Origin of the sequence: Flavonifractor sp. An82, assembly GCF_002159265.1 — a bacterium.
GTDB lineage: Bacteria > Bacillota > Clostridia > Oscillospirales > Oscillospiraceae > Flavonifractor.
Window position 1 is genome coordinate 48,384 of record NZ_NFHG01000009.1, and the last position, 12,715, is coordinate 61,098.

At 63.7% G+C, this 12,715-nt stretch carries 9 protein-coding genes; 4 read left to right on the top strand and 5 right to left on the bottom strand.

Annotated elements, in window-relative coordinates:
* Positions 1–35: 35 nt before the first annotated feature.
* The gene (gene nifJ / locus B5G34_RS10510; RefSeq protein WP_087336944.1) at positions 36–3,602 is read right to left on the bottom strand and encodes a pyruvate:ferredoxin (flavodoxin) oxidoreductase; all 3,567 of its coding nucleotides are present in this window, start codon (positions 3,600–3,602) and stop codon (positions 36–38) included.
* Positions 3,603–4,011: 409 nt separating this feature from the next.
* Between nifJ and B5G34_RS10515 the strand changes: the two genes are divergently transcribed.
* On the top strand, positions 4,012–5,529 hold the full coding sequence (locus B5G34_RS10515; RefSeq protein WP_087336947.1) for a YifB family Mg chelatase-like AAA ATPase: 1,518 nt from the start codon (positions 4,012–4,014) through the stop codon (positions 5,527–5,529).
* A gap of 53 nt (positions 5,530–5,582) precedes the next feature.
* Here the strand turns inward: B5G34_RS10515 and B5G34_RS10520 are convergent, their stop codons facing one another.
* Complete coding sequence (locus tag B5G34_RS10520; protein ID WP_087336950.1) at positions 5,583–5,828, bottom strand: helix-turn-helix transcriptional regulator; 246 nt, start codon at positions 5,826–5,828, stop codon at positions 5,583–5,585.
* Between the two features lie 105 nt (positions 5,829–5,933).
* On the opposite strand from B5G34_RS10520, the gene B5G34_RS10525 reads away from it, so the two are divergent.
* From B5G34_RS10525 to B5G34_RS10535, 3 genes are all read left to right on the top strand, one after another.
* On the top strand, positions 5,934–6,182 hold the full coding sequence (locus tag B5G34_RS10525) for a hypothetical protein (protein ID WP_087336952.1): 249 nt from the start codon (positions 5,934–5,936) through the stop codon (positions 6,180–6,182).
* Positions 6,183–6,281: 99 nt separating this feature from the next.
* Complete coding sequence (thiI, locus tag B5G34_RS10530; RefSeq protein WP_087336955.1) at positions 6,282–7,448, top strand: tRNA uracil 4-sulfurtransferase ThiI; 1,167 nt, start codon at positions 6,282–6,284, stop codon at positions 7,446–7,448.
* A gap of 63 nt (positions 7,449–7,511) precedes the next feature.
* On the top strand, positions 7,512–8,768 hold the full coding sequence (locus B5G34_RS10535; protein ID WP_087336958.1) for a competence/damage-inducible protein A: 1,257 nt from the start codon (positions 7,512–7,514) through the stop codon (positions 8,766–8,768).
* A gap of 50 nt (positions 8,769–8,818) precedes the next feature.
* Here the strand turns inward: B5G34_RS10535 and ftsH are convergent, their stop codons facing one another.
* The 3 genes from ftsH to tilS are packed head-to-tail and all read right to left on the bottom strand — an operon-like array spanning position 8,819 to position 12,709.
* Entirely contained in the window at positions 8,819–10,750 is a 1,932-nt protein-coding gene (ftsH, locus tag B5G34_RS10540; protein ID WP_087336961.1) for an ATP-dependent zinc metalloprotease FtsH, read from the bottom strand.
* Positions 10,751–10,785: 35 nt separating this feature from the next.
* On the bottom strand, positions 10,786–11,340 hold the full coding sequence (gene hpt / locus B5G34_RS10545) for a hypoxanthine phosphoribosyltransferase (protein ID WP_087336963.1): 555 nt from the start codon (positions 11,338–11,340) through the stop codon (positions 10,786–10,788).
* A gap of 7 nt (positions 11,341–11,347) precedes the next feature.
* Positions 11,348–12,709 carry a tRNA lysidine(34) synthetase TilS gene (tilS, locus tag B5G34_RS10550; RefSeq protein WP_087336966.1) on the bottom strand — a complete coding sequence of 454 codons (1,362 nt, stop codon included), beginning with the start codon at positions 12,707–12,709 and terminating at the stop codon, positions 11,348–11,350.
* Positions 12,710–12,715: the final 6 nt, after the last annotated feature.

The following is a 12,715-nucleotide window of genomic DNA, read 5'->3' on the forward strand; positions in this document are numbered from 1 at the left end:
CCCGGGCAGTTGCCCGGGGGTCTTAGTGGTTCTAATTACTTGTACAGCTCCACCAGACGGGTGAGGTGCTCCCAACGGGCCTTGGCGGCCTCTTCGTTCTGAGCGAAGAGCTCCTTGGCGCGCTCGGGGAAGGCACGGGTCAGGGAGGAGTAACGAGCCTCGTTCATCAGGAACTCCTGATAGCCGCCAGCGGGGGCCTTGGAGTCCAGGGTGAAGGGGTTCTTGCCCTCGGCCTTGAGAGCGGGGTTGTACCGGAACAGGTTCCAGTAGCCGCAGTCCACGGCCTTCTTCATCTCCTGCTGGCAGTTGGCCATGCCGCCCTTGATGGAGTGCATCTCACAGGGAGCGTAGCCGATGACCAGGGAAGGACCATGATAGGCCTCAGCCTCGGTGATGGCCTTCAGAGTCTGGTTGGGGTTGGCGCCCATGGCGATCTGAGCCACGTAGACGTAGCCGTACTGCATGGCGATCTCAGCCAGGCTCTTCTTGGGCTGGGTCTTACCGGCGGCGGCGAACTGAGCCACCTGGCCGATGTTGGAGGACTTGGAAGCCTGTCCGCCGGTGTTGGAGTACACCTCGGTGTCGAACACGAAGATGTTGACGTCCTCACCGGAAGCGATGACGTGATCCAGGCCGCCGTAACCGATGTCGTAGGCCCAGCCGTCGCCGCCGAAGATCCAGACGGACTTCTTGTTCAGGTACTCCTTCTCCTTCAGGATCTCGCGGACCAGCTTGCAAGCCTCGCAGTCGCAGCCCTCGGCCTGGGCCTTGTGGCCCTCCATGGCGGCGATGTAAGCCTTGGTGGCCTCACCGTTGGCAATGCCGTCCTCCATGGTATCCAGCCACTTCTGAGCGGCAGCAGCGATGGTCTCGTCCACATAGTCGATGGCGATCAGCTGGCGGGTCTGGTCAGCCAGGCGGTCACGGATGGCCTTCTGGCCCAGGTACAGGCCCAGACCGTGCTCGGCGTTATCCTCGAACAGGGAGTTGGCCCAGGTGGGACCCTTGCCTTCCTTGTTGACGGTGTAGGGAGAGGTAGCAGCGGGGCCGCCCCAGATGGAGGAACAACCGGTGGCGTTGGAGACGTACATCCGGTCGCCGCACACCTGAGTGATCAGGCGGGCATAGGCGGTCTCGGCGCAGCCGGCGCAGGAGCCGGAGAACTCAAGCAGAGGCTGCTTGAACTGGCTGCCCTTGACAGTGGCGATATCCTCCACGTCGGCCTTGGGGGCAACCTTGGCCACCATGTAGTCGAAGACTTCCTGCTCGGCAGCCTGGGACTCCTGGGGCTTCATGGTCAGAGCCTTCACGGGGCAGGTGCTCACGCAGACGGTGCAGCCCATGCAGTCCAGGGGGCTGACAGCCAGAGCGAACTTGTACACGCCCTTGCCCTTGCCGGCCTTGATGTCCACGATCTTCGCCTGAGCGGGGGCGTTCTTGGCCTCCTCCTCGGTGAGGGCGAAGGGACGGATGGTGGCGTGGGGGCAGACGTAGGAGCACTGGTTACACTGGATACACTTGCTGGAATCCCACTCGGGCACGGACACGGCCACGCCGCGCTTCTCGTAGGCAGCGGCGCCCTGGAAGAAGGTGCCGTCCTCGTGGCCGTTGGCAAAGGCGGAAACAGGCAGGCTGTCGCCGTCCATGCGGCCCACGGGCTCCATGATGTCCTTCACCATCTTCACGGTGTCGGCGTTGCCCTCCAGATGCTCCTCAGCGGGCTTGTCCTCGGCGGTAGCCCAGGAAGCGGGCACCTCGAACTTGTGGAAGGCGGTGGCGCCGGCGTCGATGGCCTTGTGGTTCATGTCGACCACGTCCTGGCCCTTCTTCAGGTAGGAGTGGGTGGCAGCGTCCTTCATGTACTGGATGGCCTCGGCCTCGGGCATCACCTTAGCCAGCTTAAAGAAAGCGGACTGCAGGATGGTGTTGGTGCGCTTGCCCATGCCGATCTCGATGGCCAGGTCGATGGCGTTGATGGTGTAGACCTGGATGTTGTGCTCAGCGATGTAGCGCTTGGCCACGGCGGGCATGTGGTGATCCAGCTCCTCATCGGTCCACTGGCAGTTGATCAGGAACACGCCGCCGTCCTTCACGTCGCGGACCATGGGGAAGCCCTTGACGATGTAGGCGGGCACGTGGCAGGCCACGAAGTCGGCCTTGTTGATGTAGTAGGGAGCGCGGATGGGCTGATCGCCGAAGCGCAGGTGGCTGATGGTCACGCCGCCGGTCTTCTTGGAGTCATACTGGAAGTACGCCTGAACGTACTTGTCGGTGTGGTCGCCGATGATCTTGATGGAGTTCTTGTTGGCGCCCACGGTACCGTCGCCGCCCAGACCCCAGAACTTGCACTCGATGGTGCCGGGAGCCGCGGTGTTGGGAGCGGGCTTCTCCTCCAGGGAGGTGAAGGTCACGTCGTCCACGATGCCCACGGTGAACTGGCGCTTGGGCTGGTCCTTGGTCAGCTCCTCATACACGGCAAACACGTTGCTGGGAGGAGTGTCCTTGGAGCCCAGGCCGTAGCGGCCGCCGATGATGGTGGCCTGACGGCCGGCGTTGGCAAAGGCGGTGACAACGTCCAGGTACAGAGGATCGCCCAGAGCGCCGGGCTCCTTGGTGCGGTCCAGAACAGCGATCTTGGTAGCGGTGGCGGGAATGGCCTCCAGCAGCTTGTCGGCGCGGAAAGGCCGGTACAGGCGGACCTTCACCAGGCCCACCTTCTCGCCGTGGGCGTTCAGGTAGTCGATGACTTCCTCGGCCACGTCGCAGATGGAGCCCATGGCGATGATGACGCGGTCAGCGTCGGGAGCGCCATAGTAGTTGAACAGCTGATAGTTGGTGCCCAGCTTGGCGTTGACCTTGCCCATGTACTCCTCGACGATGCCGGGAACGGCCTCGTAGTACTTGTTGGCGGCCTCGCGGTGCTGGAAGAAGATGTCGCCGTTCTCGTGAGAACCGCGCATCACAGGACGCTCGGGGTTCAGGGCGCGCTTGCGGAAGGCTTCCACAGCGTCCATGTCCACCATGTCCTTCAGGTCCTCGTTGTCCCAGATGGCGATCTTCTGGATCTCATGGGAGGTACGGAAACCGTCGAAGAAGTTGATGAAGGGAACGCGGCCCTTGATGGCGGCCAGGTGGGCAACGGCGCCCAGGTCCATGACCTCCTGGGGGTTGGACTCACACAGCATGGCAAAGCCGGTCTGACGGCAGGCCATGACGTCGGAGTGATCACCAAAGATGTTCAGAGCGTGGGTGGCCACGGTACGGGCGGACACGTGGAACACGCAGGGCATCAGCTCGCCGGCCAGCTTGTACATGTTGGGGATCATCAGCAGCAGGCCCTGAGAGGCGGTGTAGGTGGTGGTCAGAGCACCGGCGGCCAGGGAGCCGTGAACGGTACCGGCAGCACCGGCCTCGGACTGCATCTCCACCACGTTGACGGTGGTGCCGAAGATGTTCTTGCGGCCCTGAGCGGCCCACTGGTCCACGTTATCGGCCATGGGGCTGGACGGGGTGATGGGGTAGATGCCGGCGACCTCGGTGAAGGCGTAGGACACGTGGGCGGCAGCGGTGTTGCCGTCCATGGATTTCAGCTTTCTCGCCATGAAAACGATTCCTCCTTGTTCATTGTTCCAGGGCAATGGGAATCGGTCCCCGCCTCATCTCGAGACCGGGCCGGATTCCCATTACCCTGGCTTTTTCCCCGCTTACCAGAAAGAAACTTTCTCGGAGCGACTTCATTGTAACACCATCGAAACGGTTTGTAAATCAAATCTTACTTATCTGTGAAAATTTTCTTCCCATTTTAAAATCCCTAGGATTTTACACGGTTTTTTCCGCTTTTCCCCGAAAAAAATTCGTAACTGGGTGTATCTGCTGAACCCGTTGTACTAGACTGTGCGTTCTATTTGACTTTCCTAAACATTTCCATCCAATCCTATCCTGCCACCCCGTCTTGGCGGAAATTTTCGTCCGTGATATAATATGGTAAACACATGGGAAGAGGGTGATGCCATGCTCTGCGAAGTGCGTTCTCTGGGTCTGACCGGCATCTCGGGCTACGAGGTACGGGCGGAGTGCGACCTGTCCGGCGGCCTGCCCGCCTTTGAGATCGTGGGCCTGCCTGACGCGGCAGTGAAGGAGGCCCGGGACCGGGTGAGGGCCGCCATCAAAAACTGCGGCTTCTCCTTCCCGGTCTCCCGCATCACGGTCAACCTGGCCCCGGCGGACCGGAAGAAGGGAGGCACGGTGTACGACCTGCCCATTCTGGTGGGCATTCTGGCAGCGGGGGAGCAGCTCCGCCTGCCCGCCGCCCCCTGCGCCTTTGTGGGGGAGCTGTCCCTGTCCGGCCAGCTGCGGCCCATTCCCGGTATGCTGCCCATGGCCCTGGCCGCCCGGCGGGCGGGCATCAAAGAGCTCTACGTCCCCGCCCCCTCCGCCGCCGAGGCCACCCTGGCCGGGGAAGTGACCGTCTACCCGGTGGAGAGCGTCTCCCAGCTGGTGGCCCACCTGCGGGGAGACGCCCCCATCCTCCCCGCCGACCCCTGGGTGCCCGGAACCGATGTGGAGGCGGAGCTGGACTTTGCCGACGTGAAGGGCCAGGAGAACGGCAAGCGTGCCCTGGAGATCGCCGCCGCCGGAGGCCACAACCTGGCCATGGTGGGCCCGCCGGGTTCGGGGAAATCCATGCTGGCCCGCCGCCTGCCCTCCATCCTGCCCGATATGACCCGGCGGGAGGCCCTGGAGGCCACCGCCGTCCACTCGGTCATGGGCCTCACCGATGCCCAGCATCCCCTGCTCACCCACCGTCCCTTCCGCTCCCCCCACCACTCCATCTCGGCCACCGGCATGGCGGGAGGCGGCTCCCCCCTGCCCCGCCCCGGGGAGATCTCCCTGGCCCACAACGGGGTACTCTTCCTGGACGAGCTGCCCGAGTTCCACAAGGACGTGCTGGAGACCCTGCGTCAGCCCCTGGAGGAGGGCCAGGTGGTCATCAGCCGGGCGGCGGGCAGCGGCCGCTTCCCCGCCCGGTTCATGCTGGTGTGCGCCATGAACCCCTGCAAGTGCGGCTGGTACGGCTATTCGGACCGGTGCCGCTGCACCCACCAGGCGGTGGAGAAGTACCTGGGCAAACTGTCCGGGCCCCTGCTGGACCGGATCGACCTGTATGTGGAGGTGCCGCCCCTGGACTTCGACCAGCTGTCCAAGCGGCCCGACGCCGAACCCTCCGCCGTCATCAAGGCCCGGGTGGACGCTGCTCGGGCCATCCAGACCGCCCGCTTTGGGCCGGATGGTCCCGACTGCAACGCCCATATGGGCCAGCAGGAGCTGGCCCGGTTCTGCCGGCTGGATGAGGCGGGCACCGCCCTCATCAAGGGGGCCTTTGACCGGATGGGCCTCACCGCCCGCAGCTACGACCGCATCCTGCGGGTGGCCCGCACCATCGCCGACCTGGACGGGGCGGAGGCCATCGGGGTGGAGCATCTGGCCGAGGCCATCCAGTACCGGGAGAGCGCCCTGCTCCGGCGGTAATAGGACAGACATCTGATTTTCAAAGATAGGACCCCCTGACCATTGGCCACTGGTCAGGGGGTCTCTTTCAATAGTTCATCATAGCTGGTTTGCAGTACATCCCGGATGGCTTTCAGCTGCGTGGCAGAGATATGCTGGATGCCCCGCTCGATCTTGACCAACGCTTCCCGGGTCATGTCCACGCCCTCCAGCTGCAGCTTGTTTGCCAGTTCCGTCTGTCCCAGCTTTTTCTCCAGACGCAGCCGCCGGATGTTTCTGCCGATCTGGATTTGATCCTGCTTGATCTTTTGCTCCTCCAAATCCTCACCTCCGGACTGATTTGAGTCCTTTTTCTTTATTCTATGGATTTGAGGTGATATAATAGGACCAGTTTCAGTCCACTTATAGATAAGGAGGATAAATTTATGGATCTGGCTATCCAGCTTTTGTCAAACCTTTTGGAACGACGGCAAATAAGTGTAACTTTTCCGGGTTTAAATCTAACCGCTCAAGAGATGTTGGAGGCATCCAGCTATCAGGCATTGTGTCAAATCAGAGAAATTCTCTGTGATGACAGTCTGAGTGACCCGGAATGTTTTGAAAAGATCGAACGTATTGTCTGCCTGTTTGAGCATATGGGCTCCGGCTGCGGCAGCAGGCACGATTTTGGATAGATTTTTGGCAATGTAACCCCCATTTTTCTGGACATTCCCCCCGGTTTTCGCTATAATGGCTTTCGATTACAGGAACGAATTACTGAAAGAGGAATCACCATGAACGAGATCATTTTGCTCAAGCTGGGGGAGCTGGTCCTGAAGGGCCTGAACCGCCGCACCTTTGAGGACAAGCTGATTGCCAACGCCAAGCGCCGGCTGAAGCACCACGGAGATTTTAAGGTGTACTGTAAGCAGTCCACCATGTATGTGGAGCCCAAGAACGACGACTGCGATCTGGACGGGGCCTGGGAGGCCATGACCAAGCTCTTCGGCGTGGTGGGGCTCAGCCGGGCCCGGGCCTGCGAGAAGGACGCCGATGCCATGCTGCGCACCGCCATCGAGTACCTGGGGGACAAGCTGGCCGCCGCCCATACCTTTAAAGTAGAGTCCAAGCGGGCCGACAAGACCTTCCCCATGACCTCCATCCAGCTGTCCCAGTATGTGGGGGGCGAGCTGGACGAGAAATACCCCAACCTGAAGGTGGACGTGCACCATCCGGAGCTCACCGTCTATCTTGAAGTACGGGACTACGCCGCCTATGTCCACGCCGATCCCGAGCCGGGCGCCGGCGGTCTGCCGGTAGGCGTGGGAGGCCGGGCGGTGAGCCTGCTCTCCGGCGGCATCGACTCCCCGGTGGCCTCCTGGATGATCGCCAAGCGGGGCATCGCCCTGGAAATGGTCCACTTCTTCTCCTATCCCTACACCTCCGAAGAGGCCAAGCAGAAGGTGCTGGATCTGGCCAAGCTGCTTACCCCCTGGTGCGGACGGCTCACCGTCCACGTGGTGCCCTTCACCGCCATCCAGGAAGAGCTTCGTCGCAAGTGCCCCGAGGAGCTCTTCACCGTGCTCATGCGCCGGTTCATGATGCGCATTGCCGAGGCGGTGGCCGCCCGGTGCGGCGCCGGGGCCATTGTCACCGGCGAGTGCCTGGGCCAGGTGGCCAGCCAGACCATGGAGGCCATGCGGGCCACCACCGCCGTGTGCTCCCTGCCCATTCTGCGCCCGGTGGTAGGCATGGACAAGGAGGAGATCGTGCGCATCGCCCGCAAGATCAACACCTTTGAGACCTCCATCCTGCCCTATGAGGACTGCTGCACCGTGTTCACCCCCCGCCATCCCCGGCTCCGCCCGGTGCTGGGTGAGCTGGAGCACGCTGAGGAGGTCCTGGACGTGGAGGTCCTGGTAAAGGCCGCTGTGGACGGCATCGAGCGTATTCAGGTTTAATGATAGGGGCGCACAGTGTGCGCCCCTCCTCTCTTCTCAATCCAACAAAGGAAGTGCTTCCCCATGTCTCATACCGCGGAACTGATCGCCGTAGGCACCGAGCTTTTGCTGGGCAACATCGCTAACACCGACGCCCAGATGCTGTCCCAGGGGCTGAGCGCCCTGGGCATCAACGTCTACTACCACACGGTGGTGGGCGACAATCCGGACCGGCTGCGTGCCGCCGTGGAGCTGGCCCGCACCCGGGCGGACATCATCATCACCACCGGCGGCCTGGGCCCCACCTGCGACGATCTGACCAAAACTGTGCTGGCCGACTGCTTCGGCCGGAAGCTGGTGTTTCATCAGCCCTCCGCCCAGCGGATCGAGGCCTATTTCCAGCGGATCCACCCCAACCGGCCCATGACGGACAACAACTACCAGCAGGCCATGCTACCCGAGGGCTGCACCGTGCTGGACAACGACTGGGGCACCGCCCCCGGCGTGGCCTTTGAGCAGGACGGCGTCCGGGTCATCATGCTCCCCGGCCCGCCCCGGGAGTGCACCGCCATGTTCACCCACCGGGTGATCCCCTACCTGAAGGAGCTGGCCGACGGGGTCATTTCCTCCCGCACCCTGAAGCTCTTCGGCATCGGCGAGTCAGCCATGGAGGCCCAGCTGCGGGAAAAGATGAACGCCATGACCAATCCCACCCTGGCCCCCTACGCCAAGGAGGGGGAGTGCGAGCTGCGCATCACCGCCAAGGCCGCTGACGAGGCAGCCGCCCGCGCCCTGATGGACCCGGTGGTGGACGACCTGAAGGCCCACTTCGGCCCCCTGGTCTATGGGGTGGATATTCCCTCCCTGGAGGCGGCGGTCTTTGCTCTGCTGAAGGAGAAGGGACTCACCCTGGGCACCGCCGAGAGCTGCACCGGCGGCCTGGTGGCCAAGCGAATGACCGACCTGGCCGGGGTGTCCTCGGTATTCCGGGGCGGCGTGGTGAGCTACGCCACCGAAGTGAAGCACACGGTGCTGGGCGTGGACCAGGCCCTGCTGGACCAATACGGCGCGGTCAGCGAACAAGTAGCCCGGGCCATGGCGGAGGGCGCCCGGCGGGTGCTGGGCTGCGACCTGGCCATCTCCACCACCGGCGTGGCGGGGCCCGATCCCGACGAGCGGGGCAATCCGGTGGGTTTGGTGTTCATCGGTCTGGCCACACCAGAGGGCACCTGGGTGCGCCAGGTGAACCTGTCCATGGGCCGCCAGCGCATCCGCCACATTGCCGCCAGCCACGGCTTTGACCTGGCCCGGCGCTATCTCTCCGGTCTTGAGATGAAATAAGCAAAACACGGTGTATTTTCTCTTTCAGAAAATACACCGTGTTTTTATTTTTAGTCCTGTTCCTTCTTCTCCAGAGAAACGGTCTCCTGCTCCTCCTCCACCTGCTGATAGGCGGCGGGGGGCTGGACGGCGGCAGGGTCGGTAAAGACCAGGGCAAAGGTGTCGGCGTCCATGTTCTCATATTTGAGCAGGTAGTCGGCCACAAAGTCCAGTTCCTGCCGGCGGGCGGAGAGGATCTCCACACAGCGGTTGTAGGCGCCGTCGATGAGGCCCTTGATCTCCTCGTCGATGAGGGCGGCCACCTCTTCGGAGTAGTTCTTGGTCTGGGCCATGGAGCGGCCGATGAACACCTCGTCATGGCCGGAGTCGAAGACCACGTTGCCCACCTTGTCGCTCATGCCGTAGCGGGTGACCATGTTGCGGGCGATGGCGCTGGCCTTCTGCAGGTCGTTGCCCGCGCCGGTGGAGATGTCGCCCAGAGCCAGCTGCTCGGCGGCCCGGCCGCCCAGACAGACGGCGATGCGCTCGGTAAGCTGCTTCTTGGACTGGAAGGTCACGTCCTCCTGGGGCAGGGAGATGGTCATGCCCCCCGCCATGCCCCGGGGGATGATGGTGATCTGATGGACCGGGTCCTGGGTCTCCAGGTCGTGGATCACGATGGCGTGACCCGCCTCGTGGTAGGCGGTGAGCTTGCGCTCCCGCTCAATGACCACCCGGCTCTTCTTCTCGGGACCGGCGATGACCTTGATCACCGCCTCGTTCAGGTCCTCCATGCTGATGAAGTGCCGTCTCTTACGGGCGGCCAGCAGGGCGGCCTCGTTCATCAGGTTCTCCAGGTCGGCGCCGGTGAAGCCGCCGGTGCCCTTGGCCAGCTCCGCCAGGGACACGTTGTCCCCCAGGGGCTTGTTGCGGGCATGGACCTTCAGGATGGCCTCACGGCCCTTGATGTCGGGATAGCCCACATACACCTGCCGGTCGAACCGGCCGGGGCGCAGCAGGGCGGGGTCCAGGATATCCTGCCGGTTGGTGGCCGCCATGACCACCACGCCCTCGTTGTTGCCGAAGCCGTCCATCTCCACCAGCAGCTGGTTGAGGGTCTGCTCCCGCTCGTCATGGCCGCCGCCCAGGCCAGCGCCTCTCTGGCGGCCTACGGCGTCGATCTCATCGATGAACACGATGGCGGGGGCGTTCTTCTTGGCCTGGTCAAAGAGGTCCCGGACACGGCTGGCGCCCACGCCCACGTACAGCTCCACAAAGTCGGAGCCCGAGATGGACAGGAAGTGGACCCCGGCCTCTCCGGCCACCGCCTTGGCCAGCAGGGTCTTACCGGTGCCGGGCGGGCCTACCAGCAGCACGCCCTTGGGGATGCGGGCGCCCAGGTCCAGGAACCGGCGGGGGTCCTTGAGGAATTCCACGATCTCCCGCAGCTCCCCCTTCTCCTCCTCGGCCCCGGCCACGTCGTCAAAGGTGACCTTCTTCTGCTCGTCGGCGCCGGTACGGGTACGGGCCCGGCCGAAGCGGGCGGTGCGGTCGGCAGCTCCGCCGCCCCCTCCCCCGCCGGTCTGGCGGAGGAACATGAAGTACCACAGCAGGCCAAAGACCACCAGCACGGCGATCCAGGGCAGGAAGCTCATCCAGAAGGGGGGCTCGAATCCGGCGGGGTAGTCATAGTCGGTGATGATCCCCTGCCGCATCTGCTCCACGATCAGGTCGTTGAAGTCATCGTAAAACCACTGGGGGTTGGCCACCTGGTAGGTGATGGTATTCTTGCCGCCCACCGCCTCCTTGAGCTGGAGGGTGATGGTCTTGTGGTCCACCTCCACCTGGGTCACCTGCTGTTCCTCCAGCAGGCGGCGGATCTGGCCGTAGGTGACCTGGTCTCCGGCGCTCATGCCTCCCCGGAGCACAAAGATGGAGACAATGAGCAAAATGGCAATGAGCACATAAAAGCCTACGTCACGCAGGCTTCCGTTGCGTTTCAATGGACAGACACGTCCTTTCCGGGCAGATTTGCGCCTTATTCCCCGCCGTAGACGGAGGGCTTCAGTACGCCGATGTAGGGCAGGTTGCGGTACTTCTCCGCGTAGTCCAGGCCGTAGCCCACCACGAAGTAGTCGGGGATGGAGAAGCCGGAGTAGCTGACCTCTACTTCCTTCACCCGGCGGGAGGGCTTATCCAGCAGGGTGCACAGCCGCACGGAGGCGGGCTTGCGGGCCTGGAGCAGCTGGAGCAGGTAGCTCAGGGTGTTGCCGCTGTCCAGAATATCCTCCACCACGATCAGGTCCTTGCCCTCGATGTGCTCGGACAGGTCCTTGACGATCTTTACCTGGCCGGAGCTGGATGTGCCGGCCCCGTAGGAGGACACCGCCATGAAGTCCACGGTGCAGGGCACGTGGATCTGCCGCACCAGGTCGGCCATGAAGACGAAGGAGCCCCGCAGCACGCTGATCAGCAGGGGTGCTTTGCCCTCATAGTCCCTGTCGATCTGAGCAGCGATCTCCGCCACCCGGTTCTTCAGCTCCTCCTCGGAAAAGAGGACCCGTTCCACATCTTTGTCCAGGATATGTTCCATATTTCTCTTACCCTTCCTTCCAAAATACCACTTCCCAGGCCGGTTGGCCCGGCTTTGCCACACGATCTCTATGGGGGCCCAGGCCGGCTGCCGCCAGCACGCCCCGTTCATCCGCCAGCACCGGGATACGGTCCCGGTCCCGTCGGGGAATTTTCTCGTCGATCATCCACTTTTTCAGGGTCTTGGTGTCCCTGCCCGGCAGGGCCAGCTCATCCCCGGTCTGCCTGGGACGCAGCATGGGCGTGCCCTGGACCTCCCGGCTCAGGTACCAGGCCCCCTCTCTTCCCTCGCCGGCATGGGGACAGATCACGGCCCGGCAGGCGCACCGCCAGGGCGTACCCTCCGGGGCGGTCTCCCCGTCGGTGTTCAGGGGACAGGGGGTCATCACCGGGTTGTCAGCCTGGGTGGTAATGAGCAGCTCCTTATAGACCCGCTGGGCCAGCCGCCCGTTGGGCAGGAAGGCCACCGCCGAGGGGTCCTCCCCCACAGCCAGGTCCACCACCGCCTTCAGGTGGGCGGCGGAGCAGTCGGTGTTGCCGTCCCCCGTCATCTCCAGCAGGCGGCGGGCCGCCCGGGGGGCGATGGCGGCGGGCAGGTCGGCAATGTAGTGGGCCTCAATGACCAGGTCGTCCTCCGCCCAGCGGGCGTGGGCACAGGCCATGGCGGCCTGTGCGTTGAGGTAGTCGTTGTCCGCGCGCAGATAGGCCATGGTTTCGGCGGACCGCTGGGTGAGCCGGGGATTCAGCTGGCGCAGCACCGGGATCACCTGATGGCGCAGCTTGTTGCGGGCATAGCTGTCGTCGGCATTGGTGCTGTCCTCCACATGGGGGATGCCGTGGGCCTCCAGATAGGCCTCGATGTCCGCCCGGGGGGTGGTGAGCAGGGGACGCACCAGCTCCCCCCGCCGGGGCGGGATACCCGCCAGACCGTGAAGCCCGGCTCCCCGGGTCAGGTGGAGCAGCAGGGTCTCCAGGTTGTCGTCGGCGTTGTGGGCGGTGGCGATGCGGCTGCACCCCAGCCGTTCCGCCGTCCGGTGGAGAAATTCGTACCGCAGCAGGCGGCCGGTCTCCTCCACACCCAAACCCCGGCGGCGGGCCTCGCCGTACACGTCGCCCCGCTCCACCACACAGGGGATGTTCCGCTCCTTGCAGAAGCCCTCTACAAAGGCGGCATCAGCGTCGGCGTCCGCCCCCCGCATCCCGTGGTGGTAGTGGGCGGCGTACACCTGAAAGTCCCCATCGGCCGACAGGCTGTGGAGCAGATGGAGCAGGCAGATGGAATCGGCCCCCCCGGAGAGGGCGCACAGCACCCTGCCTCCCCGGGGCAGCATGTCGTATTCGGTTGTGAGGGCCTTGACGGTATCCAGCATAAGGAT

Excerpts from the sequence above, each read along its gene's own strand:
- nifJ (WP_087336944.1), bottom strand. The coding sequence starts at position 3,602 with ATGGCGAGAAAGCTGAAATCCATGGACGGCAACACCGCTGCCGCCCAC.
- hpt (WP_087336963.1), bottom strand. The coding sequence starts at position 11,340 with ATGGAACATATCCTGGACAAAGATGTGGAACGGGTCCTCTTTTCCGAG.
- tilS (WP_087336966.1), bottom strand. The coding sequence starts at position 12,709 with ATGCTGGATACCGTCAAGGCCCTCACAACCGAATACGACATGCTGCCC.
- thiI (WP_087336955.1), top strand. The coding sequence starts at position 6,282 with ATGAACGAGATCATTTTGCTCAAGCTGGGGGAGCTGGTCCTGAAGGGC.
- B5G34_RS10525 (WP_087336952.1), top strand. The coding sequence starts at position 5,934 with ATGGATCTGGCTATCCAGCTTTTGTCAAACCTTTTGGAACGACGGCAA.
- B5G34_RS10515 (WP_087336947.1), top strand. The coding sequence starts at position 4,012 with ATGCTCTGCGAAGTGCGTTCTCTGGGTCTGACCGGCATCTCGGGCTAC.
- B5G34_RS10535 (WP_087336958.1), top strand. The coding sequence starts at position 7,512 with ATGTCTCATACCGCGGAACTGATCGCCGTAGGCACCGAGCTTTTGCTG.